Genomic DNA, 26,319 nt, shown 5'->3' with positions numbered 1-26,319 from the left:
CTCGTACGTATGGTCGTCCGGCAGGGCTCGGGTGGCCGGAATGTGGACGGGGGTGAGGGCGTGGCGGAAGCAGCAGGGGGCGGCGGAGCGGGGCACGTGCGGTACACCTTCCGTCTGCGTGTGTCGTCCACAGCCCGCACCGCGCTGATGGCGGAGTGGGACCGGTGCCGGTGGATCTGGAACGAGTGCTGCGCGAAGTCGAAGCAGGCGCACCTCTCGAACCGGAACCGGCCTGAAGGCGTGGCCAGGCAGACCTGCGGTCCGGCTCAGCTTGACAAGATGCTGACCGAAGCCCGGAGGTCGAACGCGTGGCTGCGCGAGGGCTCCAGCGTCCCGCAGCAGCAGGTGATCCGTGACTTCGGCAAGTCCAAGGCCAAGGCGCAGAAGGACATCAGGGAACGGCTGCCAATGCACCGCCGGGCCGGGATGCCGAAGTGCAAGAAGAAGCGCGAGGCGCTGCCCACGCTCAACTACACCAAGCGTGGCTTCCGCCTCAAAGACGGCAGGCTGCACCTCGCGGGCGGGATCGCGCTGACGCCTGTGTGGTCGCGGGAACTGCCTGCCGAACCGTCCAGCGTCCGTGTCCATCAGGACGGTGTCGGGCACTGGTACGTCAGCTTCGTTGTCCCTGCCGAGGTCCAGCCGCTGCCCGAAACGGGCGCGGTGATCGGCATCGACTGGGGCGTGAAGGAGATCGCGACCACCACCAGCGACGCGCACGACCTGCCCCACGCTGAGCACGGCAAGAAGGCCCAGGCGAAGCTGACCCGGTACGACCGGATGATGGCCCGGCGCAGGCCGAAGAAGGGGCAGGCCGGATCGCAGGGCTACCGCGAAGCGAAGAAGCTGCGGTCCAAGGCGTGCAAGAAGGTGGCCCGGCAGCGGCGGGACAGCGGCCGCAAGTGGGCCAAGCGCGTAGTCCGTGACCACGACGCCATCGCCGTGGAGGACTTCCGGCCGAAGTTCCTGGCCAAGACCACCATGGCGCGCAAGGCCGCCGACGCGGCGATCGGCACCACTAAGCAGGCCCTGATCGAGATGGGCCACAAGCACGGCCGTGCCGTGCACCTGGTACACCCCGCGCACACCACGATGGACTGCGCACGGTGCGGAGCGAGAACCAAGCACGCACTCCCCCTCTCAGAACGAACATATGCCTGCACCTCGTGCGGAGCCGTGTCCCCCAGGGACAAGAACTCCGCCCGCGTCATGCTGGCCCGGGCAGGTCTCGACCCGGCTGGTGCTGATCGCGTAAGACCAGGTGGGGCGCTGCCTCATCTGGCAGCGTGAGCCAGAAAACCCCGATCAGCCCTGAAGGTGAGGAATCTCCTCCCCTTCAGGGAGGGGAGGTTCCAATCTCCTGTGGGCGAAACACGAAAGCAACGTGCGAAAAGTACTCTCCGGGCATCCCGCAGCCGGACGTTCTGTCGGCGGGACCGTCAGCGCCCTGGAGGTTCCCGTGCCCGCACTCACCCTCCGCGAAGTCCTTGTCCTCGGGCCCGTCCGCGCCACCGAGCCCGAGCTGCTGGCCGGAGAGGGCGCCCTGGACCGCCCGGTCCGCTGGGTGCACTCCAGTGAGGTCTACGAGGGCGCCAACTTCCTCGACGGCGGCGAACTGCTCCTCACCAACGGCTTCGGCCTCACCGACCCCGACGAGGAGGTCCGCCGCCGCTACGTCCGGGAGCTGGCCGCGCGCGGTGCGGCCGGGCTCGCGGTGGAGGTGGGGAGGTCCTTGCCCGCCATGCCGCCCGAGGTGGTCGACGAGGCCCGCCGCCTGGAGCTGCCGCTGCTGGCCATGCACCGCGTCGTGCCCTTCGTACGGATCACGGAGGCCGCCAATCGGGCGATCGTGGCACGGGGGCTGTCCGGGCGGTCGGTCGTACGGCCCTGGGGCGACGACCACACGGCGGCCCTGCTGGCCGACCTCGCCGACCGGGCGGCACTGAACCAGCCCGAGGTGGAGGCGCGGGCGGCGCTCGCGGGGTTCCATCCGGGGCCGGGGGCGCGACTGATCGGGGTGTCGGTGCACGGGACCCGGGAGACGGGGGTGGTGGACCGGGCGGTACGGGTGCTGGGCGGGGCGAGTGTCCTGCGGGCGGCGTTTCCGGGGGACGTGCTGGCGCTGCTGGCGTTGCCCGGAACCCGGTCCGGTGACCCCGTGCGAGGGGTCCAGGACGCGTTCCGCTCCGCCGCGGAACCCGGCCTGACCGTGGCCGTCGGGCATGCCGTCGCCGTCGGGAGCGGCTGGCTGCGGTGGAGCGATACGTTGCGGGCGGCCCGTACGACCCTGGAGCTGGCGCTGACCGTCCCGGCCGCGGAGCCGGGGGCGCCCGAGGGGCCGTTGGTGACGTCCTCTCGGGCGCTTGCGCTGGAACGGGAGCTGACGCGGGGCGGGGTCGACGCGAACCGGGATCGGCTGGCTCGGTTGGTGCAGCATGCGCTTGGGCCGCTGTTGGAGTGGGAGGCCGCCCACGCGAGTGATCTTGTGCGGACGTTGGAGGTGCATCTGCGGAACGGGTGCTCGCCTACGCGGACGGCGGCTCTGCTGCATATAGGTCGGCAGTCGCTTTATCAGCGGCTGGAGCGGATCGAGTCGCTGTTGGGGCTGGAGATCGGGGATCCGGATCTGCTGGGGGAGTTGTTGGCGGCGGCGTGTGCGCATCGGGTTGTTCGGGGGCGGTCTGCGGGGGTGGCCGAGTCAGGTGGTCGGTTGACTGCTGCGCCGTCGTGGCTGGTCGCGCAGTTCCCCGCGCCCCTAAGGGGGTCGGCCTAGCGGAGGGTTATTACGCTCGGGCCGTTGAAGGGGGCGTAACACGTCACCGTTCGTGGGGTGCGCAGGGTGTCGTTCTCGGCGAAGAGGTTTCTCGCTGCCTCGAAGCTGACCTCGCCCGAGATCACCGGGGCTACCCCGTCGTAGAGCTCACGCGACGGCTCCGGCAGTGGAGTACCCGGTTCGCCCTCGTCCTCTCCCCACACGTCCCACAGCAGTGTCTCGACCTTGTTGAGGGCGGCTAGGTCGAGACGGATGCTGCCGGCCACGTACCGCTCGCCCCAGAACGGTCCCTCCTGGGGGCCATGGAGGCCGAACGTCCTCTCGTCGGCGCCCTGTTCGCGGATCGCCCGCCATGCCTCGCCCGCGACGAGGAAGCGGTCGCGGGGGACGTCCATCGGGTCGAAGCCCACCTTCCAGTGGCCGCTGACGAAGGGGTCGGCGAGCTGGGCGTCGGCGAGCAGCCAGCCGCGTTCGGCGTCCCAGTACTCGGTGACGACGTGGTCGCCGTGGAAGCTGGACCCCCAGTAGTCGGCGAAGCCGATCCGGACCCGGGCCGGGATGCCCGCGTGGCGCAGGAACGAGCAGTGCAGCAGGGTGAAGTCCCGGCAGGTGCCGACGAAACGGTCGGCGGGATCACGTCTTACCGACAGCGGGGCGGCGTTGCGGTCGACGAGGATGCTCAGGGTGTCGTCGATGTACCGGGACTCGGCGTCGTTGTGGAGGCGGTCGGTCGGGTGGGTGTGGCCGAAGAGGTCGCCCTCGACGCGGTGGATGAGCAAGTCCCGTGCGATGCGGGCCAGTTCGGCCGGGTCGTGCGGCAGACCGGCGTAGACACCGGCGAGTGCGCCCGGGTCGGAGTACGGGCTGTGGGCGGCGTAGAAGGCGAGGGCTTCCTTGGTCTCGGGCATGGGTCCGACCGTGCCAAAATGCGGCACGGATTGTCCAGATGGGCCGTCGGGAGCCTTACTGGCCGCCGATCAGGCCCAGGACCCTGTTCACTGCCTCCAGGACCGGCTGGCCCACCGCGCCGATCGTTGCCGCGATGCCTGCCACCGCCATCAGTGCGCGGTGACGGTCCTGCGGGAGCGCGCTCGCGTCGGCTCTGATGGCCGGGAGGGAGTCGTCGAGGGCCTGGGCGCTTGCCGCCGGGACCTGGTCGCGGAGCGATTCGATCAGGCCGCGCAGTTCCGCTACGGCATCCACCAGCGACGCCGTGTCGGCTGCCGGAACCTGGTGTTTGACGATGCCGGTGTTGCCCATGCCGCCGTGCATGTTCACGTTGTCGCCGAAGTAGTAGTGGTCGCCGCTCATCGGTTCGCCATCCCCACGTTGCCCGTGCCGCCGTACATGTTGACGTTGTCGCCGAAGTAGTAGTTCCTGGGGTTGACCGTGAGGCGGTCGACCCTGACGTGGAACTCGGTCTCGGGGTGCTCGATGGCGTGCACGATGTTGCCGACGAGCTGGTCCAGTTGGTGCGGGTCGGAGCTGGTGACCATGGCGATGGACGGGCCCGACGTCTCGACGGCCAGCACGTACAGGGTGGGTGAGGACAGTACGGCCACCAGCTCCACCAGGCTGAATACCAGCGCGGCGATCGCGCCCAGCCAGACGAAGGTGAGGATCCCGCCGGCCATGCTCTCGCTCGCGAGGCTGGTGAGACCGCCGAGGATCGTCATGGTGAACGCCACCGACAGGATGATCGCCACGCGCTTGAGGAAGAGCACGGTGGCGTCCTTGCGGCGGGGCGTGAGCATGAAGGTGTAGACGCGGGTGATGTTCGCCAGTGGATACGCGCCGCCGCCGACCCAGAGGAGGTGCTTGCCGACCCGCAGATCGATGCCGTGTAACGCCTGCGGCGGGACCAGGGGCGGGGGCGGGATGTCGTGGTGTCCTGGTGGTTCGGTTCTCTCCAACGGTCCCCCTGCGCATGGGTGATGACGGTTCATCACTGACGTCATCGACTTCATCACTGACTGGTGGTTATTAACTACTCCATGTGGTCCGTGATGCAAGTCGGAATGCGCGAGCAACTGTGAGTCTGTTGTGGAGAGTTGAGATCGACCGCACCCCGCGGACGGTTGCCGGCCGGCGGGGCAGGCAAAGAGGCCGGCCCGACGCTGTGGGCGTCGGGCCGGCCTCTGTCGTGCGGGGTGTGCTCAGTCCGTGCCCATCTCCATCGCCGCCCTGTCCAGCAGCGCGTCCCCCTCGGAGACCTCGCCGCGAGAGGCGATGACCTCGGCGCCGCCCTCCGACAGTTCCGGCATCGTGCCGATCAGACCCGTCGCCGCCGCCTGGGAGGCGCCGATGGTGGGGCTTCCGGTGCCGATGAGGCCGAGGACCGCGTACTGCTCCAGCTTGGCGCGGGAGTCGGCGATGTCGAGGTTGCGCATGGTCAGCTGGCCGATGCGGTCGACGGGGCCGAAGGCCGAGTCCTCGGTGCGCTCCATGGAGAGCTTGTCGGGGTGGTAGCTGAACGCCGGGCCCGTGGTGTCGAGGATCGAGTAGTCCTCGCCCCGGCGCAGGCGCAGGGTGACCTCGCCGGTGACGGCCGCGCCGACCCAGCGCTGGAGCGACTCGCGGATCATCAGCGCCTGCGGGTCCAGCCAGCGGCCCTCGTACATGAGCCGGCCGAGGCGACGGCCCTCGTTGTGGTACTGGGCGAGGGTGTCCTCGTTGTGGATGGCGTTGACGAGACGCTCGTACGCGGCGTGCAGGAGGGCCATGCCGGGCGCCTCGTAGATGCCGCGGCTCTTGGCCTCGATGATCCGGTTCTCGATCTGGTCGGACATGCCCAGGCCGTGGCGGCCGCCGATGGCGTTGGCCTCCAGGACCAGGTCCACGGCGGAGGCGAACTCCTTGCCGTTGATCGTGACCGGGCGGCCCTGCTCGAAGCCGATCGTCACGTCCTCGGTGGCGATCTCGACCGACGGGTCCCAGAACTTGACGCCCATGATCGGCTCGACGGTCTCGAGGCTGGTGTCCAGGTGCTCCAGGGTCTTGGCCTCGTGGGTGGCGCCCCAGATGTTGGCGTCGGTGGAGTACGCCTTCTCCGTGGAGTCCCGGTAGGGCAGCTGGTGGGCGACCAGCCACTCGGACATCTCCTTGCGGCCGCCGAGCTCGGTCACGAACGCCGCGTCCAGCCAGGGCTTGTAGATCCGCAGGTGCGGGTTGGCGAGCAGGCCGTAGCGGTAGAACCGCTCGATGTCGTTGCCCTTGTACGTCGAGCCGTCGCCCCAGATCTGGACGTCGTCCTCGAGCATCGCCCGGACCAGCAGCGTGCCGGTGACGGCACGGCCGAGGGGGGTGGTGTTGAAGTACGCGCGCCCGCCGGAGCGGATGTGGAACGCGCCGCAGGTGAGTGCGGCCAGGCCCTCCTCGACCAGCGCGGCGCGGCAGTCGACCAGGCGCGCGATCTCGGCGCCGTAGGTCTGGGCGCGGCCGGGCACCGAGGCGATGTCGGGCTCGTCGTACTGGCCGATGTCGGCGGTGTAGGTGCACGGGACGGCGCCCTTGTCACGCATCCACGCGACCGCGACGGAGGTGTCGAGGCCGCCCGAGAAGGCGATGCCGACGCGCTCGCCGGCGGGCAGGGAGGTGAGGACCTTGGACATAGGAAGATTATGCATCGGAACGCATGGTCATGCAAACCCTGGTGGTGAGTGGCGCCCGTCACTCTCCCGTCGCCGGGCGCCAGATCCGTTCCGGCAGGATTCGCGCAGCCTCGTCGCCTGCTGGGCGTCACGGAGTTCCTGGCCGTTGGCCATGTCGCGGCGGTCGCGCAGGTCCTGCCGTTCAACGGGGTGGCGGCGACGGCCTGCGCGGGGCGAAGCTCCCAGCGCTCCGCCAGGATCTAGCCGTTCACCCGCAGTAGCAGCTTGCCCGTGCTCGTCCGTGCCCCCATCAGCCGGTGCGCCTCCGCCGCCTCGGCCAGGTCGAACTCGGCGGTGACGGGGAGCGTGACGGTCCCGTCGGCGACCTTCGCGAAGGCCCGCTCGGTGAGTGTCCGCAGCTCGTCGGGTGCGGTCCGGGCGAGGGTGAGGATGGAGAAGCCGCCGACGCTCACGCCGTACGGGAACAGTTCGGGCTGCCCGACGCTCCATGGCGCCGCGCCGCTTGCGTTGCCGAAGGAGACGAGGCGCCCGAAGGGGGCGAGGGCGGCGAGTGAGGCGCGGAAGGTGTCGCCGCCGACGGGGTCGAGGGCGAGGTCGACGCCGCGGCCGTGGGTGGATTCCTGTACGGCCTTCTCGAAGTCGCCGACGAAGACCTCGTCGTAGGAGCCGTGCTCCTTCGCGAACGCGGCCTTCCCCGCGCTCGACACGACCCCCAGGACGGTGGCCCCGGCCGCCTTCGCCAGTCGGCCCGCGACCGTTCCGACGCCCCCGGCGGCGCCCTGCGCGAGGACCGTCTCGCCGGGCTGGAGCCGGCCCGCGGAGTGGATGAGCGCGTACGACGTCGGCAGTACGGTCGGCAGGGTCGCGGCGGTGCGCAGGCCGACGCCGGAGGGGACCGGGAAGACGGTGGCCGCCTCCGCGACGGCGACCTCGGCGTAGGCGCCGCCGGCGGTCAGTGCGGCGACCTCCTGGCCGACGGTGAGCCCCGTGACGCCCGCGCCGAGGGCCCGCACGTGTCCGGAGATCTCGAGGCCTGGCCGGAAGGGCAGCGACGGCACCCGGTACCCGGTCTCCCTCGCCTTCAGGTCGGCGAAGTTGATCCCGGCGTACGCCACGTCGACGCTCACCTGCCCGGGGCCGGGCTCGGGGACGTCCACCTCGACGACCTCGAGGACCTCGGGACCGCCGTGTTCCTGGATCTCGACCGCGCGCATGCCACACCTCGTCCGGAGAGTGTTCAATGAAAAGCGAACACTCACGAGTGTATGGTTTTCATCGAACACTCTGCAAGCACCCACTCGGCAAGCACCCACTCGGCAAGCAGCCAAGCGGCAAGGGGCGCACGGAAGGACCACTCACCATGGCCACCACCAGTCATCGCGCCGCCCCCGAGCACACCCACCCCGACGACGTGCCCGTCCTGACCGCCCTCGCGGCGCTCGCCGACCCCGTACGCGTGCAACTGGTGCGGGAGCTCGCCGCCTCCGCCGACTGGTCGCGCAGCTGCGGCACCTTCGACGTGCCCGTCGGCAAGGCGGCCAAGAGCCACCACTTCGCGGTGCTGCGCGCGGCCGGGCTCGTGGAGCAGCGCGACGAGGGGCCCAGGCGGGTCAACCGGCTGCGGCGGGAGGAGTTCGACGCCCGGTTCCCGGGGCTGCTGGCGCTGGTTCTGCGCGAGGATGTCGTTTCCTGACCCGTTGTGAACCATTTGGGCCGCTCCGGCGTCAGAGTGGCATGACGAATCGCAGGTGGATCGCGGCGGCCGTCGCCACTGCCGGTGTGGTGGTGGGGGCGGCCCTGTACATCGACGAGATGGAGACCGGGCACACCGACGGCGGCCTGCCGGCCGCCCCCCGGGAAAGCGTCTCGGTCAAGAAGGCGGGCGCTCCGGCCGAGGACCGGTGTGTCGGCACGGTCCCGGCGCCCCCGGACGCCGATGCCGAGGAGACCCCGCTGGAGCGCACCCTCGCCCGCCTCGACAAGCTGGCCGCGGGCAAGCACTCCGCCGTCTACACCGGCATGGGTGTCGACGAGGACAAGAACGCCGCCGACATCTGGCGCATCCCCTCCGACGCCTTCGACAAGGCCGCCTGCGACGCCGCCGAGAAGGGCGTGAAGCTACGGCTGCACTCCGCAGACGTCGACCGCAAGACCCTCGACGCCCTCGCCGACCGGATCAGCGAGGACATGTACCGCTGGGACGGCACCTTCCAGCTGCGTGAAGTCGGCGTCGACGAGCGGGGGTTCGTGCATGTGGGCGTCGACGACCCGAAAAAGGCCGAACCGCTCGTCAAGAAGGAGTTCGGCCCCCGGTACATCAAGGTGGAGCACGTTGAGCAGGCTCACGCCGACGTCGGCTGATCCGCCCGCCGCAGCACCGCGTACAGCCCCGCGCTCACCGCGAACCCGACCAGGCAGGTGATGTCACCGAACGACGGCCACCGTTCCGGCACCCAGCCGATGTACTTCTCCTGGTTGGAGAAGAGCGGCACGGACACCACGATGCCGGTCAACAGGGCGGCGATACCCGGCCAGTTGGCGAAGGTGCGGTCGGCGATCCTCGCGGACAGCACCTCGTCCGGCGTCCGCGCCTGCCGCCACCGCTCGACCAGCACCACCCCGAGCCACGGCCCCACCCAGTACGCGATCACCAGCAGGAACGCCTCGTAGGCGTGCCCCGCGTCCGCCAGCGACGCCCACGCCGCCGCCGTACCGGCGAGACCGCACAGCACGACGATGGCGCTGCGGCCGAGCCACGGCGGGAGCTTCAGACCCAGCGAGGTGATCGACATGGCCGAGGAGTAGACGTTCAGGGCGTTCGCGGAGACCGCGCCCAGGATGATGGCCAGCAGCACCAAGTCACTGAGCCAGCCCGGGAGATGGCCGGTGAAGGCGGCCGTCGGGGTGGCGCCCTCGGGGGTGACGACCGTCGCCGAGGCCGCGCCGATCACCGACACGATCGCGATCGACACGAAGAGACCGACCGCCGGGTACAGGACCGTCTTGAAGCGGTTCGCCGTGCGCGGCAGATAGCGGGAGTAGTCCGAGGCGCCCGGGTTCCAGCCCGCCGCGTAACCCCAGGCCGTGCTGAAGGCCAGCAGGAAGCCGCCGATGCCGCCGCCCGCGCCGGAGCCGCCCAGGTCGGCCTCCTTGAAGGTCCACACCCCGGCCAGCAGGAAGACCACCGCCAGGGCCGGGAAGGCGTACTTCTCGAAGGCGTGGACGAAGTTGTGGCCGATGAAACCGATCACGACCTCGGCCGCGACCACGATCAACAGCGAGGGGAGCGGCCGCAGATCCGTCAGCGTGTTCAGGGCGAAGGCCGCGCTCACACTGTTCACCGCGAACCAACCGACGCCCGCGACAAGGGCGTTGACCCCCGACGGCAGCAGATTCCCCCGGTAACCGAAGGAGAAGCGGCCGATCGCCATCTGCGGAACACCGAACCGCGGACCGTCCAGCGACAGGATCCCGTGCGTCAGCGCGCCCAGCGCCGTGCCCAGGAGCAGGGCCGCGGTTGCCTGCCAGAAGCTCAGGCCGAAGAAGAGGACCGAGATCACGCCGATGTAGACGGTCGCGAACTCGATGTTCGGAGAGGCCCACGTCCACAGCAGCTGGAGCGGGCCGCCGTGGCGCTCGGAGTCCGGGATCGGTTCCGAGCCGGCCGTCTCGACGGCGATGACCTTGTCACCGTATGCGGGGGCGATGGCCGTGGCGGACCCGGCCGGAGCAGTCGTCATGCGAGCCAAGTGTCCGGTTCCGGGCGGTCGCGGCCCAGAGGCGCACTGTCCGCTTCGGAAGCCTCACCGGCGTACAACCTGCACGCATCGGCGGGACCGATGGGGGCATCGGCAGGACGCCCCACTGGCGCGTGGACCAGCACCGATGCCCGCTCGTAGCGTCGGGGACATGACCTCAGAGAGCAAGGGCACAGAGACCAGGGGCATCGCCCAGCTGACGACCGCGATGGTGCTGTCCGGCACCCTCGGCGTCTTCGTCGTCGAGTCGGGCGCCTCGCCGTTCAACGTCGTCTTCTTCCGCGTCCTGTTCGGCGCCCTCGCGCTCGGCGGCTATGTCATCGCCCGCGGCTGGCTCCGCGACCACGGCTTCACCCCGCGCACCCTCGGACTCGCCGTCCTGGGCGGGGTGTTCATCGTCTTCAACTGGGTGTTCCTCTTCCAGTCGTACGAGAACACGTCGATCTCCGTCGCGACGGTGGTTTACCACACCCAGCCGTTCTACGTCGTGCTGCTGGGCGCCCTGCTCTTCCGCGAGCGGCTGACGGCCGCCAAGGTCGGCTGGATCGCCCTGGCCTTCGCGGGCCTGACCCTCGTATCCGGCGTGACGCCAGGGGACTTCACCAGCGGCGGCACCTATCTCCTCGGTGTCGGGCAGGCGTTGCTCGCCGCGCTCCTCTACGGGCTGTCCACCCTGGTCACCAAGCGGATCACCGGCGTCCGCCCCCACCTCATCGCCCTGGTCCAGGTCCTCGTCGGCATCCCTCTGTTGCTCCCCTTCGCCGACTTCGGCGCGATGGCCGGCACGGGCGCGGACTGGGGCTGGCTGGTCGGGCTCGGGTTCATCCACACGGGCGTCATGTACGTCCTGATGTACGCCGCCTACGCCCAGCTGCCGGTCTCGAAGATCGCCGTACTCGCCTTCGTCTACCCGGCCGTCGCGATGATCATGGACTGGGCGGTGTACGGCCACCACATCGGCCTCGTGCAGGCGCTGGGCGTCCCGCTGATCGTGCTGGCGAGCCTCAAGGTGACGCTGGCCCGCAACCCCCGGGTCGTCACGTCCCGTCGTACGACGTCTGCTCCCGCACCAGTCGCACCGCAGCCTCGATGAACAGCGTCAGATGGCGTGGCAGGCGCTTCCCCGCCCGCCACGCCACCTGCGTGTACAGCTGGAACGGCGGCTCCCACGGCAGCTCCACCAAGACCCCCGACGCCAGCTCCGCGCCCACCGTCACCCGGGGCAGCAGCGCCACGCCGAGACCGCCCGCCACACCCCGCTTGGTCGCCTCGATCGTGCCGAACTCCATGAAGGGCGGCGGCGATCCGGTGCGGTGGACGAGCTCGGACTCGAAGAGGTCGCGGTAGGGGCAACCGGGTTCGGTGCCGACGAGCTGGACCTCGGTGAGGTCCTCCGTCTTGAGCGCGGGGCTCTTCACGGCGAGGGGATGACCGGGCGCGGCGACCAGGACCAGCGGCTCCGGCGCGAGCACCCTGCTCTCCAGCCCCGGATGCTCGGTCTCCGGCTCCATCAGGAAGCCCACGTCGTACGTGCCCTGCCGCAGCGCTTGCCGGGTCTCGTCGCCCAGCGTCGTGCGCAGCGAGAGCCGGACCTTGGGATGGCGGTGGTGGAAGAGCTCCAGGAGCGGCGGCAGCCGGTAGGAGGTCAGCGACTCCATCGTGCCGACGGCGAGCGTGCCCGAGGGTTCCTCCGCGTCGACGACCGCCGCGCGGGCCTCCGCGCTCAGCTCGATGATCTGCCGCGCGTACGGCAGCAGCCGCTCCCCGGCCTCCGTCAGCCGGATGCGGCTGCCGAGCCGGTCGAACAGCGGGGTGCCCAGGGAGTCCTCCAGGGCGCGGATCTGGCTGGTCACGCTGGACTGCGCGTAGCTCAGCTCGGCCGCGGCCCGGGTGAAGCTCAGGACGGTCGCGACCTTCTCGAAGGTGACGAGCAGCCGCAGCTCCATCAGCCCTCCTTGGGGCCGTCCTCGCCGCGCTCCTTCTTGTCCTCGTTGAGGGACTTCAGGAAGTCGGGGTTGTCGTCGGGGGCGACCCACTGGCCGCGCCCGCCGCGCTCCCGCACACCGGACCAGCCCTCGGCCGCAGGACTGCGCTTCTTGCCCGCGATCAGCCACGAGATCGAGCCGACGAGGGGGAACAGCAGCACGAGGATGGCCCACAGCGGCTTGGGCATGTGGCGGACGTCCTCCTCCTTCGTGCTGATGCAGTCGATGAACGTATACACGCTCAGCGCCAGTGGGACGAGGAACATCAGCACCCGGAGCATGGGTCCTCTCCAGCGAAACGGTCGACGGGCCGGAGGCACGGCCCCCGGGTTCAGGCCCAGGGTAGCCGCTCGGGGATACTTGACCCCATGGCTTACGACGATCTTCGCTCGCTGCTCAGGGCCCTGGAGCGCGAGGGCGACCTCAAGCGCATCAAGGCCGAGGTGGATCCGTACTTGGAGGTCGGGGAGATCGTCGACCGGGTGCAGAAGTCCGGGGGTCCGGCGCTGCTCTTCGAGAACGTGAAGGGCTCCGCGATGCCCCTCGCGATGAACGTCTTCGGGACCGACCGCCGGCTGCTGAAGGCGCTGGGTCTGAAGTCGTACGCCGAGATCTCGGAGAAGATCGGCGGCCTGCTGCGGCCCGAGCTGCCGCACGGCTTCGTGGGCGTGCGCGAGGCCTTCGGGAAGCTCGGCGCGATGACGCACGTCCCGCCGAAGAAGGTGAAGTCCGGGGACGCGCCGGTGCAGGAGGTCGTCCTCACCGGCGACGACGTCGACCTCTACCAGCTCCCCGCCCTCTTCACCTGGCCCCAGGACGGCGGCTCCTTCTTCAACCTCGGCCTGACCCACACCAAGGACCCGGAGTCCGGGATCCGCAACCTCGGTCTGTACCGGCTCCAGCGCCACGACAAGCGCACGATCGGCATGCACTGGCAGATCCACAAGGACAGCCGCAACCACTACCAGGTCGCGGCGAGGCGGGGCGAGCGCCTCCCGGTCGCGATCGCCTTCGGGTGCCCGCCGGCCGTGTCGTACGCCTCCACCGCGCCGCTGCCCGGCGACATCGACGAGTACCTCTTCGCCGGCTTCCTCGCGGGCAAGCGGATCGAGATGGTCGACTGCAAGACGGTGCCGCTCCAGGTGCCGGCGCAGGCGGAGGTCGTGATCGAGGGCTGGCTGGAGCCGGGCGAGATGCTGCCCGAGGGCCCCTTCGGCGACCACACGGGGTTCTACACCCCGCAGGAGCCGTTCCCGGCGCTGAAGATCGACTGCGTGACGATGCGGAAGCGGCCGTTGCTCCAGTCGATCGTGGTGGGCAGGCCTCCGACGGAGGACGGCCCGCTGGGCAAGGCGACGGAGCGCTTCTTCCTCCCCCTGCTGAAGATCATCGTCCCGGACATCGTGGACTACCACCTGCCCGAGGCGGGCGGCTTCCACAACTGCGCGATCGTCTCGATCGACAAGAAGTACCCCAAGCACGCCCAGAAGGTGATGCACGCGATCTGGGGTGCCCACATGATGTCCCTCACCAAGCTGATCGTGGTGGTCGACTCCGACTGCGATGTCCACGACCTCCACGAGGTCGCGTGGCGCGCGCTCGGCAACACCGACTACGCGCGCGACCTCTCCGTCGTCGAGGGCCCCGTCGACCATCTCGACCACGCCTCCTACCAGCAGTTCTGGGGCGGCAAGGCGGGGATCGACGCGACGAAGAAGTGGCCCGAGGAGGGCTACACCCGTGACGGAGGCTGGCCCGACATGGTGTTGTCCGACCCGGAGACGGCGGCGACGGTCGACCGACGCTGGAAGGAATACGGCCTGTGAGTTCAGCTTCAGCCGCGATCCCGCAGCCGGGACGCACCAAGGCGTTCCTGCGCCTCGTGATGATCGAGCACTCGGTCTTCGCGCTGCCCTTCGCGTACATCGCCGCGCTCACCGCGATGTTCCAGATGGACAGGAACATCCACTGGGGCCGGCTGCTCCTGGTGACGATCTGCATGGTGGGCCTGCGCACCTTCGCGATGGCCGTGAACCGGATCATCGATCGCGAGATCGACGCGCGGAACCCCCGGACGGCCCACCGTGAGCTGGTGACCGGCGCGATGTCGGTGCGCCACGCCTGGACGGGCGCGCTGGTCGCGGTCGTGGTCTTCCTGGGCTCGGCGGCCCTGCTGAACCCGCTCTGCCTGGCCCTGGCCCCCGTCGCGGTGATCCCGATGGTGGTCTACCCCTACGGCAAACGGTTCACGAACTTCCCGCAGGCCATCCTGGGCCTCGCCCAGGCCATGGGTCCGATCGGCGGCTGGCTGGCCATCACCGGCGAGTGGTCCTGGGACGCGGTGATCCTCGGCCTCGCGGTCGGCATCTGGATCGGCGGCTTCGACCTGATCTACGCCTGCCAGGACGTGGAGACCGACCGCGAGACCGGTGTCAGGTCGGTCCCGGCCCGCTTCGGCATCCCGGCGTCGATCTGGGGCGCCCGGGTGTGCCACGCGCTGACGACGGCGCTGCTGCTCTGGTACGCGGTGGCCACGGACGCGGGCGGGTTCTTCTGGGTCGGCCTGATGATCGTCGCGGCCGCGTTCGTGTACGAGCACAACATCGTCCGGCCGACCGATCTGTCCCGGCTGAACAGGGCCTTCTTCAGCGTCAACGGGTTCATCGGGATCGCCCTGTTCGTCTGTGCGCTGCTGGATCTTCTGGTTCGGGGACTGACGGTCTGAGTACGGTCCACGGGGAGTCGACGGTCAGTTCGGTGCCGTACGGGATGGTGTCGCGGCCCGGGTCGCTGACGATCCCCACCGCCCACCTCCCCGTCGGCCCGAAGGCCCGCCCTCAGAGCTGAGCGACACCACTCGCGACCCGGCGGCGGAACACGAACGCCGCCGCCACCCCCGCGACCAGGCCCAGCAGGTGTCCCTGCCAGCTGACGCCCGTCTGCGTCGGCGCCAGGCCCGTCAGGATCGAACTGCCCCAGACGGCGCCGACGAGCAGGCCGGCCATGACGCCCAGCAGCCGCCGCTCCACGAAACCGCTGACCAGCAGGAAGCCGAAGAGGCCGAAGATCAGGCCCGAGGCGCCGGCGGTGTTGGTGCGGTCGGGGGCTATGAGCCAGACGCCCAGCCCGTCGGCCACGATGACCAGCGCGCAGACCGCGAGGAAGCGGCGGATGCCGCCGAGGGCCGCGAGGAAGCCCATGACCAGCAGCGGGACGGTGTTCGCGGCGACATGGGCCCAGCCGAAGTGGATGAACGCGGCCGGGACCACGTCGATCAGTTCCGAGGGTTCGCGCGGCACGATGCCGAAGTCGTCCAGCGCGTGGCCGCTCACCGCGTCCACCACTTCCAGCAGCCACAGCAGCGCGACCCAGCCCAGCATCAGCTTGGCCGCGGCCCGCGCACGGTCGCCTCGTGACTGCTCCAGCCCGGCACCGGACATGGCAACCCCCCTTCCCCTCCGGAGAACGCCCGGACCCCCTTGGCCGGTTCCCACCCTGCGACGCCGGATAGGCTCGGGGATGTGAACCCAGTCAAGCCAGGAGAGACACGGCGTGCGCCTTGGATCGTAGGGGTGTCCGGCGCTTCCGGCACCCCGTATGCCGCGTCCGTGCTGCGCGCGCTCCTCGATGCCGGGGAGAGCGTCGACCTGGTCGTCAGCCGGGCCTCGCGGCTCACACTGCTGGACGAGACGGGGATCTCCTTCAGGGACGCGCACTGGCAGGACGACCTGCGGGAATGGCTGGCCAGGGGGGCCGACGGCAAGCCGGGCAGCTTTGGCATCGGCGCCGGCATCGAGCGGGTGCGGTACTGGCCCGCCGGGGACCTGGCCGCGGGGCCGTCCTCGGGGTCGTATCCCGTCAAGGGGATGCTGATCGTGCCCGCCTCGACCGCCTGTGTCGCCGGTGTCGCCCTCGGGCTCTCCAAGGACCTGCTGCAGCGTGCGGCGAGCGTGACCCTCAAGGAGGGCCGCAAGCTGGTGGTAGCCGTTCGGGAGACCCCGCTGAACGGTCAGACGCTCCGGCACCTGGTGACCCTGGACGACGCGGGCGCCACCGTGGTCCCCGCCTCGCCCGCCTTCTACGCGGGGGCGACGCACATCCAGGACCTGGTGGACTTCGTCGCCGGACGGGTCCTCGACGCGGCGGGCGTCGAGCACCGGCTCTACCGCCGCTGGAAGGGCGAACTCGGCGGCGGAACCCGCACGACGTGAACGCCGTCCGAGCACGTCGCAGTACATCAGCAGTACCTCTCATCACTTCGGGAACTTTTCAGCGGAAGGCTTCGATCGCATGGACGCGGTGGACAGGCAGCTCATCCAGGCCCTGAGGGAGAACGGCCGGGCCTCCTACGCGGAGCTGGGGCGCCTCGTCGGTCTGTCGGGACCCAGCGTCACCGACCGCATCAACCGGCTGGAGGCGGCCGGCGTCATCACCGGTTACCGCGCCACCGTCGACTCCGCCTCGCTCGGCCTCGGCGTCACCGCGCTGATCGGCATCTCCCTCTCCGATGCCGTCGACCACGAGGACGTGGCCCGCCGGCTCAAGGACCTCGGCGAGATCGAGGACTGCTGGTTCATCGCCGGCGACGACTCGTACATGCTCAAGGTGCGGGCCGCCGACGTCGACGGCCTGGAGAAGACCATCCGGCGGCTCAGCGGCACGCAGGGCGTCTCGCGGACCCGTACCACCATCGTGCTCTCCACGAAGTGGGAGAACCGGGTCGGAGAGCTTCCCGAAGAGGCGTAGACGTACGGTGGGACAGGTCGTCGTAGAAAGGTTGTGGCATGGACGTCGGGCTCAGGCGCGAGCTGGAGGAGAAGGTACGGGCGGGCGTTCGCCTGAGCCGGGAGGACGGCATCGCGCTCTACGAGTCGGACGACCTGGCCTGGCTCGGCGGACTCGCGCACGAGGTGCGGACGCGGAAGAACGGTGACGTCGTCCACTTCAACGTCAACCGCCACCTCAACATGACCAACGTGTGCACGGCGTCCTGCGCCTACTGCTCCTTCCAGCGCAAGCCGGGCGAGAAGGACGCGTACACGATGCGCATCGAGGAGGCGGTGAAGCTCGCCAAGGCGATGGAGGGCGAGAACCTCACCGAGCTCCACATCGTCAACGGGCTGCACCCGAACCTGCCGTGGCGCTACTACCCGCGGTCCCTGCGGGAGCTGAAGGCCGCTCTGCCGAACGTCTCGCTGAAGGCGTTCACGGCGACCGAGATCCACCACTTCGAGACGATCAGCGGGCTGAGCGCGAGCGAGATCCTCGACGAGCTCATCGACGCCGGCCTCGAGTCCCTCACCGGCGGTGGCGCGGAGATCTTCGACTGGGAGGTCCGCCAGCACATCGTGGACCACCGGACGCACTGGGAGGACTGGTCGCGCATCCACCGCCTGGCGCACGAGAAGGGGCTCAAGACCCCGTCCACCATGCTCTACGGCCACATCGAGGAGCCCAGGCACCGGGTGGACCACGTCCTGCGGCTGCGTGAGCTCCAGGACGAGACCGGCGGCTTCCAGGTCTTCATCCCGCTGCGCTACCAGCACGACTTCGTCGACGTGAAGGACGGCAAGGTCAGGAACCGCCTCCAGGCACGCACGCAGATGGCGACCGGCGCGGAGGCCCTGAAGACGTTCGCGGTCTCCCGGCTGCTCTTCGACAACGTTCCGCACGTCAAGGTCTTCTGGGTCATGCACGGCGTCCAGACCGCCCAGCTGGCCCTCCAGCACGGTGCGGACGACATGGACGGCTCGGTCGTCGAGTACAAGATCACCCACGACGCGGACAACTACGGCACGCCGAACAAGCTGACGCGTGAGGATCTCCTGGACCTGATCCGGGACGCCGGGTTCCGGCCGGTGGAGCGGAACACGCGGTACGAGATCATCCGGGAGTACGAGGGTCCGGACCCGGCACGCAGGGAGTCGCCGCAGGCGATGCGGGTGTGACCGTCGGCTGCGGGTGGTGGGTGGCTGGTCGCGCAGTTCCCCGCGCCCCTGGGGTGGGAACAGTCGAAGCGCGATCAGCTGTACCGACCTGGGGGCGCGGGAACTGCGCGACCGGCCCCCGCGCACCCGCACCCGGCATGAGTCCGATCGCCCCCCGACGGGTACCCGGCCCTCATGGCGTCCGAGGACAAATTCACCGCCGAGCCCTTCCTCCCTGAGAACCCGGAGAAGGCGACGCTCACCGCCCTGCGCCGGGCGGCAGCCGACTGCCAAGGCTGCCCCCTGCACCGGGACGCCACCCAGACCGTCTTCGGCGAGGGCACCGCGGACGCCCGCGTCATGCTCGTGGGCGAACAACCCGGCGACCAGGAGGACCTCCAGGGCAGGCCCTTCGTCGGCCCTGCCGGGAAACTCCTGGACCGGGCCCTCGCGGAAGCCGGTATCGACCCGGCGGACGCGTATGTCACCAACGCCGTGAAGCACTTCAAGTTCACGCAGGCCGAGCCCCGCAAGCGGCGTATCCACAAGGCCCCCACCCTCCGCGAGATGACCGCCTGCGGCCCGTGGCTGAAAGCCGAACTGAGCCTTGTGGAACCGGAGTTGATCGTGGTTCTCGGCGCCACCGCGGGCAAGGCGCTGCTCGGTTCGTCGTTCCGGGTCACGCAGGAGCGGGGGGCCGTGCTGGAGCGGGAGATCCACGGCCGCGAGGAGCGGCTGGTCGCCACCGTGCACCCCTCCTCCGTCTTGCGCTCCGATGATCGCGAGGCCGCCTACCAGGGGCTCGTCTCCGATCTGCGGGTGGCGGCCCGCGCTCTGGGGTGACCGGCCGCCGTTTTAGACTCGTGGCCCATGGAGCTCACGTACCGCCTGGACCCCGACCTCACCCCCGGCCTCCTCGACGAGCTGACCCACCTGTGGGTGGCCGTGAACAACACGGGTGGGGCGGTCGGGTTCGTCGGTACGACGACGTATGACGACGTACGTCCGGACGTGGAGCGTTACGCGGAGTCGACCGCGGCGGGACGCCACCGTCTTCTCGCCGGGTTCGACCCGGCGGGCCGGCTGCGGGCGACCGCCTTCTTCGGCTTCAACGCGCACCGGCTCCAGAGCCACTACGCCTGGCTCTACACGGTCATGATCGACCCGGCTCTCCAGGGCGGCGGCCACGGCCGGTCCCTGCTGGCGGAGGTCGAGACGCACGCCCGCGGTTTCGGCCTGGAGGCGCTGAAGCTGACCTGCCGGGGCGGCCTCGGCCTCGAGCGGTTCTACGCGTCCGCCGGGTACAAGGAGGTCGGCCGGGTGCCGGGCGGGCTGCGGGTGTCCGCGGACGACTACCGGGACGACATCATGATGTGGCTCCCGCTGACCTGACACCCCCTGCAAGATCGGGTACCGGGCGTGCTTCACTGGAAGGCACCTTTGGGGAACTTTCAGCCGGAACGGAAGAGTGGATTGAGATGCTCCGCTACACACTGATGCGCCTCGGGATCTTCGTGGGCTGCCTCGTGGTCATCTGGGGCCTCGTCTACGCCGGTGTCGCCCCGCGCGGCCTCGGCGACTCCAACGGCATGTGGATCGTCCTGCTCTCCCTGGTGATCTCCGCGCCCATCAGCTTCGTCGCCCTCCGCAAGGAGCGCGACCGGGCCTCCGTCCAGATCGTCCAGAAGGTCGACCGCGCCAAGGCGAACCTGGAAGCCAACCGCAACCAGGAAGACGTAGCCGACGACACGGCACGTGCGCAGGGGCAGACGACTTAGGGCCTGCCCAGCGGACCATGTCGGCGTCGCGGGCTCGACTTGGTCGCCAGTATCCGTTTCCTGGAGCCGACCTGATCCGCCGGGCAGGCCCTAGTCTTGCCCCTATGGGTGCAGTGAAGACCAAGCGGATGCCGCGCGCGGTCCGTGAACAGCAGATGCTGGACGCTGCCGTGGAGACTTTCGGGCGGCGTGGGTACATGGCCGCCTCGATGGATGAGATCGCCGAACTGGCGGGTGTCTCCAAGCCGTTGGTCTATCTGTACCTGAACTCCAAGGAAGACCTCTTCACCGCCTGCATCCGCCGGGAGGCGGCCGCGCTGACCGAGGCGGTGCGCTCCGGGGTCCGTACCGACCAGCCCGCGGACCGCCAACTCTGGGACGGGCTGCTGGCGTTCTTCACGCACACCGGGCAGAAGCCGGACGCCTGGTCCGTGCTGCACCTCCAGGCCCGTACGCACGGCGAACCCTTCGCCGCCGAGGTCGCCGCGATGCGCGAGGAGATCGTCGCGTTCGTGACGCAGCTGATCGTCGTCGCCGCGCGGGAGGCCCACCGCGACCCCGACCTGCCCGAACGCGAGGTCGCCGGGCTCGCCGAGGCCCTGGTGGGCGCCGCCGAGTCCCTCGCCGCGTGGGCCAACGCCACCCCGGGCGTCACCGCCAAACAGGCGGCGGCGACGCTGATGAACTTCGCGTGGGCCGGGCTGGGGGATCTGATGGAGGGCCGGCCCTGGGCCCGTCAGGGCGCCAGCGGATAGACGCTTCCGGTGACGTGGAGCCGGTCTCCGCCGCCTCGCAGCTCGAAGCGCTCGCCCTCCGCCGCGTACGTCACCGCCCCCGGCAGCAGCACCGGCGCCCTGAACTCCGCCCGCACCAGCGCCGCCCGGGGCACACCGTGCGCGGCGAGACACCGGGCCACCGTCCACATGCCGTGCGCGATGGCCCGCGGGAAGCCGAAGAGGCGGGCGGTGAGCGGGTGGAGGTGGATGGGATTGCGGTCACCGGACGCGGACGCGTAACGCCGGCCGACGTCCCCGGCGAGACGCCACTCGGCGACCGAGGGGAGCGAAGCGCCCTTCTCGGCAGGGCTGTTGGCTCCACCGAACGTCGAGCCGTGCCGCGCCAGATACGTGCTCCGCGACTCCCATACGACCTCGCCGCCCGCCCGCACCTCGGTGACGACCCCCGCCTCCGTGCCGCGCCGGTGCGGAGCCAACCCGTCGACGTACACGGTGAGTTCGTGTTCCGCGGTGGCGGCGAGCGCCCGGCGCTGGGTGATCGCGATCGACGTGTGGACGAGACCGAGCAGCGGCAGCGGGAAGTCCCGCGCGCTCATCAGCCGCATGGCCAGCGGAAAGCCGAGCACATGCGGATATGTCACCGGCAGCGCGTCGTCGCCGGTGGCGAACCCGCACACCCGCTCGTACGCCGCCAGCCGAGCCAGGTCCACCCGCAGCGCGGGCAGGAGCAGCCGGGTGCGCGGGAACTCGGCGTCCGGGCGGGGCCGTTTGACGGCGGAGAGCAGGGCGCCGCGGGCGAACAGGGGCGCGAGCGCGGGGGACCGGGTGAGGACGACGGTCACTACGCCCCCAGCAGACTCTGGCCGCAGATCCGTACGACCTGCCCGTTCACCGCACCCGACGCCGGGTGCGCGAGCCACGCGGTCGTCTCGGCGACATCGACGGGCAGCCCGCCCTGGGCGAGGGAGTTCATCCGGCGGCCCGCCTCACGGATGAGGAGCGGTACGGCGGCGGTCATCTTCGTCTCGATGAACCCGGGCGCGACGGCGTTCACGGTCACCCCGTGCTCGGCAAGGGCGCGGGGGGCGAGCGACCGCACCAGACCGACGATTCCCGCCTTGCTGGCGCCGTAGTTGGTCTGCCCCGCGTTCCCGGCGAGCCCGGCGATGGAGGCGGTGGCGACGATCCGGCCGCCTGGCCGGAGAGTCCCGGCGGCCAGCAGCGCGTCCGTCGTGCGCAGCACACTCGCGAGGTTCACGTCGAGGACCGAACTCCACCGGTCCGCGGGCATGTTGACCAGGCGGCGGTCCCGGGTGATCCCGGCGTTGTGGATCAACACGTCGAGCCCGTCCGGGAGTTCGGCGGCGATCCGCTCACCCGCGTCGGCGGCGGTGATGTCGAGCGCGAGGGCCCTGCCGCCGAGCGTCTCCGCGAGCTTTCGCGCGTCCTCCTCGGCCTGCGGTACGTCGAGTACGACGACCTGGGCCCCGTCCCTGGCCAACGTCTCGGCGACCGCCGCGCCGATGCCGCGGGCGGCGCCGGTGACGAGGGCGGTGCGGCCGGCGAGGGGCCGGTCCCGGTCGACGGGCACCTCCAGAGCCGTCCCCCTGACCTCGATGACCTGCCCGCTGACGTAGGCGGACTTGGGGGAGAGGAGGAAGCGCAGGGTGGACTCGGCGGCGTCCCGGTCGGTGAGCCGTACGAGGTTCACGGTCCTGCCCCGCCCGATCTCCTTGCCGAGCGAGCGCGTGAAGCCCTCCAGTGCCTGCTGGGCGGCGGCCTGGTGGTGGTCGGCGAGGTCGAGGGGCGCGCCGAGCACGACGACACGGCCGCTCGTGGCGACCGACCGCACCACGGGGTGGAGGGCCGCGTGGACGCCCGCGAGGCCGTCGACGTCCCGTACGCCGGTGGCGTCGAGGACGACGGCGCAGGGGCTGCCGGCGGCGGAGGGGGCGGGCTTGCCCGCGGTGAGGTGAAGGACCTCGCCCTCCGCGAGCCCGGGCCGCTCGGGTGACCAGCGGCGCAGTGCCGAGGGCTGCGGCAGTCCCAGCCGGCGGGTCAGGAAGCGGCCGGGCGCGCTGCCGGTGAAGCTCAGATAACGGTCGGCCATTGCCGTCTCCCCACTCGGTCCCACCTCTTATCAGTCTTCTTACTCTGGAGTAAGGTTACCGCAGGTAAGCCTATGTCACGCATGAGGAGCAGGTCGAGATGAGCCCCCTACAGGTGCCCGTGGCCCGGCGGGTCGCGATCATCGGCGGCACGCGCGTGCCCTTCGCCCGCTCGGACGGCCCGTACGCCACCGCCTCGAACCAGGAGATGCTGACGGCGGTCGTGGACGCCTTGGTGGAGCGCCACGGCCTCCAGGAGCCGGGCGCGGTGGGCGAGTTCGTCGCCGGTGCGGTGCTCAAGCACAGCCGCGACTTCAACCTGGCCCGCGAGACCGTCCTCGGCTCCCGGCTGGCCCCCACGACCCCGGCGTACGACATCCAGCAGGCCTGCGGCACCGGACTCCAGGCCGTCATCGCCGCCGCCAACAAGATCGCGCTCGGCCAGACCGACTCGGCGATCGCGGGCGGCGCGGACACCGCGAGCGACGCACCCCTGGGCGTGAACGACGGCCTGCGTCGGATCCTGCTGGCGGCGCGCAGGGCGAAGTCGCCGGGCGGCCGGCTCAAGGCGCTGGCCCGCATCCGCCCGGGCCATCTGGTCCCCGACATCCCGCGCAACGCCGAGCCCCGCACCGGCCTGTCGATGGGCGAGCACGCGGCGGTGACGGCCCGCACCTGGGGCGTCTCGCGCGAGGCCCAGGACGAACTGGCGGTGCGGAGTCACCAGCGGCTGGCGGCGGCGTACGAACGCGGCTTCTTCGAGGACCTGGTGGTGCCGTTCCGGGGCCTGACCCGCGACCAGAACCTGCGCCCGGACTCGACTGCGGAGAAACTGGCCGCCCTGAAGCCGGTGTTCGGCCTCGACGCACCCGAGCCGACGATGACCGCAGGGAACTCGACCCCGCTCACCGACGGAGCGGCGGTCGTGCTGCTGGCCTCACAGGAGTGGGCGGCGGCGCGCGGGCTGGAGCCGCTGGCGTACCTGTCGACGTACGAGACGGCGGCCGTCGACTTCGTGAACGGCGAGGACGGCCTGCTCATGGCGCCGGCCTACGCGGTGCCGCGCATGCTGGAACGGGCCGGTCTGGGCATGGCCGACTTCGACCTCGTGGAAGTCCACGAGGCCTTCGCGTCACAGGTGCTGGCCACGCTGGAGGCGTGGGAGAAGGCCGGGCTGGACCCGGTGGACCGGGAGCGGCTGAACGTGACGGGTTCGTCCCTGGCCACGGGGCACCCCTTCGCGGCGACCGGGGCGCGGATCGTCGCGACGCTGGCGAAGTCGCTGGCGGAGCGCGGGGGTTCGGGCCGGGGGCTGATCTCGGTGTGCGCGGCGGGCGGGCAGGGGGTGACGGCGGTGCTGGAACGGCCGTGACGGGGCGCCGGACGCCGTGACGGGGAGCCGACCGTCGTGATCGACGAATGGCCGATCCGCTCCCCCGCCCATAGCTGACAAAGCTTCATATTGCGGGAGAGGTTGCACAGACCCGGCCCCGGAGCATCCCCGAACCCACACGAACTCGCCACCTGCACCTCCTAAGATCGCCGATCTAACTGCCGGTAACCCCCCATACCCGCCCACCACCGGTGAACGCCCAGGTACGCACGGCGCGTACCTATGCAGCAGAGCGGTATCCAGCTGCGCGCCTCAGGAGCTGCCCCATGTCGTCGTCCATCCCCTATGTCTCCGCGACCGACTACGACGGCGCGCCCGTGCTCGTGGAGCCGGAGATCAAGCGACTGGACGGCGAGGTCCGGGAGGTCTCCGTGCCGCCGGTCGTGCCGCCCGTGACACACGGCTCGCTGGCCGACCTGCCCTTCGACAACGCGGCCGCCGCTCCCGAGGACCGGGTGCTCAGCCGCCGTGCCGAGGACGGCAGTTGGTCGGATGTGACGACGGCGGAGTTCGCCGCCCAGGTCCAGGCGCTGGCCAGGGGCCTGGTGGCGGAGGGGCTCCAGCCGGGCGACCGTATCGCCGTCATGGCCCGGACGATCTACGAGTGGACCCTGCTGGACTTCGCCGCATGGGCGGCAGGCCTGGTGACGGTCCCCGTCTACCCGACCTCCTCGGTCTTCCAGACCCGCTGGATCCTCCAGGACTCGGGCGCGGTGGCCCTGGTGACGGAGACCGTCGCCCAGGCCTCGGCCCTCGGCCCCGAACTCAACCGCCTGCCCGACCTGCGCCACCTGTGGGTCGTGGAGAAGGGCCACGTGGAGCGGCTGGCGGAGCTCGGCCGGCTGGTCCCCGAAGCGGAGATCGACGTACGCCGGGGCATGCTGGGCCCCGACACCCTGGCCACGGTCGTCTACACCTCGGGCACCACCGGCCGCCCCAAGGGCTGCGCGATCTCGCACGGCAACTTCCTGGCGGAGGTCGACAACGCGATCGAGATCCTCCACCCGGTCTTCAGGTCCCGCTCGGACGAGGAGCTGGCGACCCTCCTCTTCCTCCCCATGTCCCACGTCTTCGGCCGCATGGTGGCCATCGCGTGCGTCCGGGCCCGGGTCCGGCTGGGCCACGCGCCGAGTCTGAAGTCGGAGGACCTGCTGGGGGACCTGGCCACCTTCAAGCCCACCTTCCTCCTGGTCATCCCGTACATGCTGGAGAAGGTCTTCAACAGCGCCCGGGCCAAGGCGGAGACCGGCGGCAGGGTCTCGGCCTTCGACCGCGCGGTGAACGTCGCCGTCCGCTACGGCGAGGCGACGGAGGCCCGCCAGGCGGGCACCGGCAGCGGCCCCGGCACCGCGCTCAAGGCTGCCCGCACCTTCTACGACCCCCTCGTCTACCGCCGGATCCGCAACGCCATGGGCGGCCGCGTCCGCCACATCATCAGCGGCGGCTCACCGCTGGGTCGCAGCCTCCACGCGTTCTTCGCGGGCGCGGGCATGGAGATCTACGAGGGGTACGGCCTGACCGAGTCCACGGGCGCGGCAACGGTGACCCCGCCCCTCAAGTCCCGCTTGGGCACGGTGGGCTGGCCCCTGCCGGGCACCCGGGTCCGCATCGCCGCGGACGGCGAGATCCTGCTGGCGGGCGGCCAGATATTCCGGGGCTACTGGGACCCGAACGCGGGCGGCGTCACCCCGGCGTCCTCCGACGGCTGGTTCCCGACCGGCGACATCGGCAGCCTGGACGACGAGGGCTACCTCACCATCACCGGCCGCAAGAAGGAACTGCTGATCACAGCGGGCGGCAAGACGGTCGCCCCGGCCCCCCTGGAGAACTGGCTGCGCCAGCACCCCCTGGTCTCCCAGTGCATGGTCGTCGGCGACCGCCGCCCCTACGTCGCCGCCCTCATCACCCTCGACATGGAGGGCATCACCCACTGGCGCCGCATGAACGGCAAACACCCCGTCCCGGCGGAACTCCTCGCCGACGACGAGGAGTTGCGAGCCATCCTCCAGCGCGCGGTGGACGAGGCGAACAAACTCGTCTCGAGACCCGAGTCGATCCGCCGCTTCACGGTACTGCCGAGGGACTTCACGGAAACGGACGGCCACTTGACCCCGTCGATGAAACTGAGGCGGGAGACGGTGATGGGGGATTTCGCGGCGGAGATCGAGGGGTTGTACGCCCGCTGAGCGCTGCGTGGCCAGCCTGGGTCCGAGCCACCCGGGCCCATGGCCAGAGCACGCGTGCCGTGG

General features: G+C 70.5%; 27 protein-coding genes. 16 read left to right on the top strand and 11 right to left on the bottom strand.

From position 1 onward, the window contains the following. The first annotated feature begins 60 nt into the window (after positions 1 to 60). Together QF037_RS20915 and QF037_RS20910 are read left to right on the top strand one after the other, a co-directional pair. Positions 61 to 1,290, top strand: coding sequence for an RNA-guided endonuclease InsQ/TnpB family protein (locus QF037_RS20915; RefSeq protein ID WP_307037278.1), 1,230 nt, complete (start codon positions 61 to 63; stop codon positions 1,288 to 1,290). A gap of 169 nt (positions 1,291 to 1,459) precedes the next feature. Continuing rightward, positions 1,460 to 2,773: a PucR family transcriptional regulator gene (locus QF037_RS20910; protein ID WP_307027454.1), complete on the top strand. Its 1,314-nt coding sequence runs from the start codon at positions 1,460 to 1,462 to the stop codon at positions 2,771 to 2,773. Here the strand turns inward: QF037_RS20910 and QF037_RS20905 are convergent. From QF037_RS20905 to QF037_RS20885, 5 genes are all read right to left on the bottom strand, one after another. Next, positions 2,770 to 3,681, bottom strand: coding sequence for a transglutaminase-like domain-containing protein (locus tag QF037_RS20905; RefSeq protein ID WP_307027452.1), 912 nt, complete (start codon positions 3,679 to 3,681; stop codon positions 2,770 to 2,772). The two genes, QF037_RS20910 and QF037_RS20905, sit on opposite strands and share 4 nt — an antisense overlap. A 55-nt stretch (positions 3,682 to 3,736) precedes the next feature. Further along, on the bottom strand, positions 3,737 to 4,084 hold the full coding sequence (locus tag QF037_RS20900) for a hypothetical protein (RefSeq protein ID WP_307027449.1): 348 nt from the start codon (positions 4,082 to 4,084) through the stop codon (positions 3,737 to 3,739). Next, positions 4,081 to 4,686 carry a DUF6232 family protein gene (locus QF037_RS20895; RefSeq protein ID WP_307027447.1) on the bottom strand — a complete coding sequence of 202 codons (606 nt, stop codon included), beginning with the start codon at positions 4,684 to 4,686 and terminating at the stop codon, positions 4,081 to 4,083. The genes QF037_RS20900 and QF037_RS20895 overlap by 4 nt, the downstream gene beginning before the upstream one ends. A gap of 243 nt (positions 4,687 to 4,929) precedes the next feature. Continuing rightward, positions 4,930 to 6,384, bottom strand: a complete 1,455-nt coding sequence (gene argG / locus QF037_RS20890) for an argininosuccinate synthase (protein WP_307027445.1) — start codon at positions 6,382 to 6,384, stop codon at positions 4,930 to 4,932. 239 nt (positions 6,385 to 6,623) lie between these two features. Beyond that, positions 6,624 to 7,598 carry a quinone oxidoreductase family protein gene (locus QF037_RS20885; RefSeq protein WP_307027443.1) on the bottom strand — a complete coding sequence of 325 codons (975 nt, stop codon included), beginning with the start codon at positions 7,596 to 7,598 and terminating at the stop codon, positions 6,624 to 6,626. Positions 7,599 to 7,744: 146 nt separating this feature from the next. On the opposite strand from QF037_RS20885, the gene QF037_RS20880 reads away from it, so the two are divergent. Further along, complete coding sequence (locus QF037_RS20880; RefSeq protein WP_266823636.1) at positions 7,745 to 8,077, top strand: ArsR/SmtB family transcription factor; 333 nt, start codon at positions 7,745 to 7,747, stop codon at positions 8,075 to 8,077. Positions 8,078 to 8,118: 41 nt separating this feature from the next. Further along, positions 8,119 to 8,745 (top strand): hypothetical protein, encoded by a 627-nt coding sequence (locus QF037_RS20875; protein ID WP_307027440.1) that lies wholly within the window; start codon positions 8,119 to 8,121, stop codon positions 8,743 to 8,745. Here QF037_RS20875 and QF037_RS20870 read toward each other — a convergent pair. Next, positions 8,727 to 10,124 carry a purine-cytosine permease family protein gene (locus tag QF037_RS20870; protein WP_307027438.1) on the bottom strand — a complete coding sequence of 466 codons (1,398 nt, stop codon included), beginning with the start codon at positions 10,122 to 10,124 and terminating at the stop codon, positions 8,727 to 8,729. The two genes, QF037_RS20875 and QF037_RS20870, sit on opposite strands and share 19 nt — an antisense overlap. A 169-nt stretch (positions 10,125 to 10,293) precedes the next feature. On the opposite strand from QF037_RS20870, the gene QF037_RS20865 reads away from it, so the two are divergent. Continuing rightward, positions 10,294 to 11,235, top strand: a complete 942-nt coding sequence (locus QF037_RS20865; protein WP_307027435.1) for a DMT family transporter — start codon at positions 10,294 to 10,296, stop codon at positions 11,233 to 11,235. Here QF037_RS20865 and QF037_RS20860 read toward each other — a convergent pair. Then, positions 11,180 to 12,088 carry a LysR family transcriptional regulator gene (locus QF037_RS20860; protein WP_307027432.1) on the bottom strand — a complete coding sequence of 303 codons (909 nt, stop codon included), beginning with the start codon at positions 12,086 to 12,088 and terminating at the stop codon, positions 11,180 to 11,182. The genes QF037_RS20865 and QF037_RS20860 overlap by 56 nt on opposite strands. Next, complete coding sequence (locus QF037_RS20855) at positions 12,088 to 12,408, bottom strand: PLD nuclease N-terminal domain-containing protein (protein WP_307027430.1); 321 nt, start codon at positions 12,406 to 12,408, stop codon at positions 12,088 to 12,090. The genes QF037_RS20860 and QF037_RS20855 overlap by 1 nt, the downstream gene beginning before the upstream one ends. Positions 12,409 to 12,495: 87 nt before the next feature. Between QF037_RS20855 and QF037_RS20850 the strand changes: the two genes are divergently transcribed. Both QF037_RS20850 and mqnP read left to right on the top strand, forming a co-directional pair. After that, on the top strand, positions 12,496 to 13,953 hold the full coding sequence (locus QF037_RS20850) for a menaquinone biosynthesis decarboxylase (RefSeq protein WP_307027428.1): 1,458 nt from the start codon (positions 12,496 to 12,498) through the stop codon (positions 13,951 to 13,953). After that, a complete protein-coding gene (gene mqnP, locus QF037_RS20845) occupies positions 13,950 to 14,852 on the top strand; it encodes a menaquinone biosynthesis prenyltransferase MqnP (RefSeq protein WP_307027426.1) in 903 nt (300 codons plus the stop codon). The genes QF037_RS20850 and mqnP overlap by 4 nt, the downstream gene beginning before the upstream one ends. A gap of 112 nt (positions 14,853 to 14,964) precedes the next feature. On the opposite strand, the gene QF037_RS20840 is transcribed toward mqnP, so the two are convergent. Further along, entirely contained in the window at positions 14,965 to 15,567 is a 603-nt protein-coding gene (locus tag QF037_RS20840; RefSeq protein WP_307027424.1) for a rhomboid family intramembrane serine protease, read from the bottom strand. A gap of 81 nt (positions 15,568 to 15,648) precedes the next feature. Between QF037_RS20840 and QF037_RS20835 the strand changes: the two genes are divergently transcribed. From QF037_RS20835 to QF037_RS20805, 7 genes are all read left to right on the top strand, one after another. Further along, positions 15,649 to 16,338, top strand: coding sequence for a UbiX family flavin prenyltransferase (locus tag QF037_RS20835; protein WP_307027422.1), 690 nt, complete (start codon positions 15,649 to 15,651; stop codon positions 16,336 to 16,338). Between the two features lie 79 nt (positions 16,339 to 16,417). Next, the gene (locus QF037_RS20830) at positions 16,418 to 16,873 is read left to right on the top strand and encodes an Lrp/AsnC family transcriptional regulator (protein ID WP_266889154.1); all 456 of its coding nucleotides are present in this window, start codon (positions 16,418 to 16,420) and stop codon (positions 16,871 to 16,873) included. Positions 16,874 to 16,911: 38 nt separating this feature from the next. Continuing rightward, positions 16,912 to 18,075 (top strand): aminofutalosine synthase MqnE, encoded by a 1,164-nt coding sequence (gene mqnE / locus QF037_RS20825; protein ID WP_307027418.1) that lies wholly within the window; start codon positions 16,912 to 16,914, stop codon positions 18,073 to 18,075. 174 nt (positions 18,076 to 18,249) lie between these two features. Further along, on the top strand, positions 18,250 to 18,897 hold the full coding sequence (locus QF037_RS20820; protein WP_307027416.1) for a UdgX family uracil-DNA binding protein: 648 nt from the start codon (positions 18,250 to 18,252) through the stop codon (positions 18,895 to 18,897). Between the two features lie 27 nt (positions 18,898 to 18,924). Next, positions 18,925 to 19,446, top strand: coding sequence for a GNAT family N-acetyltransferase (locus tag QF037_RS20815; RefSeq protein WP_307027414.1), 522 nt, complete (start codon positions 18,925 to 18,927; stop codon positions 19,444 to 19,446). Between the two features lie 86 nt (positions 19,447 to 19,532). Next, the gene (locus QF037_RS20810) at positions 19,533 to 19,832 is read left to right on the top strand and encodes a DUF4229 domain-containing protein (protein WP_307027412.1); all 300 of its coding nucleotides are present in this window, start codon (positions 19,533 to 19,535) and stop codon (positions 19,830 to 19,832) included. A gap of 104 nt (positions 19,833 to 19,936) precedes the next feature. Continuing rightward, complete coding sequence (locus tag QF037_RS20805; RefSeq protein ID WP_307027410.1) at positions 19,937 to 20,587, top strand: TetR/AcrR family transcriptional regulator; 651 nt, start codon at positions 19,937 to 19,939, stop codon at positions 20,585 to 20,587. On the opposite strand, the gene QF037_RS20800 is transcribed toward QF037_RS20805, so the two are convergent. Together QF037_RS20800 and QF037_RS20795 are read right to left on the bottom strand one after the other, a co-directional pair. Next, complete coding sequence (locus QF037_RS20800) at positions 20,569 to 21,411, bottom strand: MaoC family dehydratase (RefSeq protein ID WP_307027407.1); 843 nt, start codon at positions 21,409 to 21,411, stop codon at positions 20,569 to 20,571. The two genes, QF037_RS20805 and QF037_RS20800, sit on opposite strands and share 19 nt — an antisense overlap. After that, a complete protein-coding gene (locus QF037_RS20795) occupies positions 21,411 to 22,679 on the bottom strand; it encodes a 3-oxoacyl-ACP reductase (protein ID WP_307027405.1) in 1,269 nt (422 codons plus the stop codon). The genes QF037_RS20800 and QF037_RS20795 overlap by 1 nt, the downstream gene beginning before the upstream one ends. A 98-nt stretch (positions 22,680 to 22,777) precedes the next feature. Between QF037_RS20795 and QF037_RS20790 the strand changes: the two genes are divergently transcribed. Continuing rightward, positions 22,778 to 24,049 (top strand): acetyl-CoA C-acetyltransferase, encoded by a 1,272-nt coding sequence (locus QF037_RS20790; protein WP_307027403.1) that lies wholly within the window; start codon positions 22,778 to 22,780, stop codon positions 24,047 to 24,049. 287 nt (positions 24,050 to 24,336) lie between these two features. After that, on the top strand, positions 24,337 to 26,256 hold the full coding sequence (locus QF037_RS20785) for an AMP-dependent synthetase/ligase (protein WP_307027401.1): 1,920 nt from the start codon (positions 24,337 to 24,339) through the stop codon (positions 26,254 to 26,256). Positions 26,257 to 26,319 lie beyond the last annotated feature (63 nt).

The organism is Streptomyces canus, assembly GCF_030815415.1.
Taxonomy (GTDB): Bacteria; Actinomycetota; Actinomycetes; order Streptomycetales; family Streptomycetaceae; genus Streptomyces; species Streptomyces canus_F.
Note: the sequence above shows the minus strand (reverse complement) of the source record. Positions and strands in the feature narration are given on the sequence as shown.

Coding starts and splice junctions, on each gene's coding strand:
- QF037_RS20905 (WP_307027452.1), bottom strand. CDS start 3,681: ATGCCCGAGACCAAGGAAGCCCTCGCCTTCTACGCCGCCCACAGCCCG.
- QF037_RS20900 (WP_307027449.1), bottom strand. CDS start 4,084: ATGAGCGGCGACCACTACTACTTCGGCGACAACGTGAACATGCACGGC.
- argG (WP_307027445.1), bottom strand. CDS start 6,384: ATGTCCAAGGTCCTCACCTCCCTGCCCGCCGGCGAGCGCGTCGGCATC.
- QF037_RS20885 (WP_307027443.1), bottom strand. CDS start 7,598: ATGCGCGCGGTCGAGATCCAGGAACACGGCGGTCCCGAGGTCCTCGAG.
- QF037_RS20880 (WP_266823636.1), top strand. CDS start 7,745: ATGGCCACCACCAGTCATCGCGCCGCCCCCGAGCACACCCACCCCGAC.
- QF037_RS20875 (WP_307027440.1), top strand. CDS start 8,119: ATGACGAATCGCAGGTGGATCGCGGCGGCCGTCGCCACTGCCGGTGTG.
- QF037_RS20870 (WP_307027438.1), bottom strand. CDS start 10,124: ATGACGACTGCTCCGGCCGGGTCCGCCACGGCCATCGCCCCCGCATAC.
- QF037_RS20865 (WP_307027435.1), top strand. CDS start 10,294: ATGACCTCAGAGAGCAAGGGCACAGAGACCAGGGGCATCGCCCAGCTG.
- QF037_RS20860 (WP_307027432.1), bottom strand. CDS start 12,088: ATGGAGCTGCGGCTGCTCGTCACCTTCGAGAAGGTCGCGACCGTCCTG.
- QF037_RS20855 (WP_307027430.1), bottom strand. CDS start 12,408: ATGCTCCGGGTGCTGATGTTCCTCGTCCCACTGGCGCTGAGCGTGTAT.
- QF037_RS20850 (WP_307027428.1), top strand. CDS start 12,496: ATGGCTTACGACGATCTTCGCTCGCTGCTCAGGGCCCTGGAGCGCGAG.
- QF037_RS20840 (WP_307027424.1), bottom strand. CDS start 15,567: ATGTCCGGTGCCGGGCTGGAGCAGTCACGAGGCGACCGTGCGCGGGCC.
- QF037_RS20830 (WP_266889154.1), top strand. CDS start 16,418: ATGGACGCGGTGGACAGGCAGCTCATCCAGGCCCTGAGGGAGAACGGC.
- mqnE (WP_307027418.1), top strand. CDS start 16,912: ATGGACGTCGGGCTCAGGCGCGAGCTGGAGGAGAAGGTACGGGCGGGC.
- QF037_RS20820 (WP_307027416.1), top strand. CDS start 18,250: ATGGCGTCCGAGGACAAATTCACCGCCGAGCCCTTCCTCCCTGAGAAC.
- QF037_RS20815 (WP_307027414.1), top strand. CDS start 18,925: ATGGAGCTCACGTACCGCCTGGACCCCGACCTCACCCCCGGCCTCCTC.
- QF037_RS20810 (WP_307027412.1), top strand. CDS start 19,533: ATGCTCCGCTACACACTGATGCGCCTCGGGATCTTCGTGGGCTGCCTC.
- QF037_RS20805 (WP_307027410.1), top strand. CDS start 19,937: ATGGGTGCAGTGAAGACCAAGCGGATGCCGCGCGCGGTCCGTGAACAG.
- QF037_RS20795 (WP_307027405.1), bottom strand. CDS start 22,679: ATGGCCGACCGTTATCTGAGCTTCACCGGCAGCGCGCCCGGCCGCTTC.
- QF037_RS20790 (WP_307027403.1), top strand. CDS start 22,778: ATGAGCCCCCTACAGGTGCCCGTGGCCCGGCGGGTCGCGATCATCGGC.
- QF037_RS20785 (WP_307027401.1), top strand. CDS start 24,337: ATGTCGTCGTCCATCCCCTATGTCTCCGCGACCGACTACGACGGCGCG.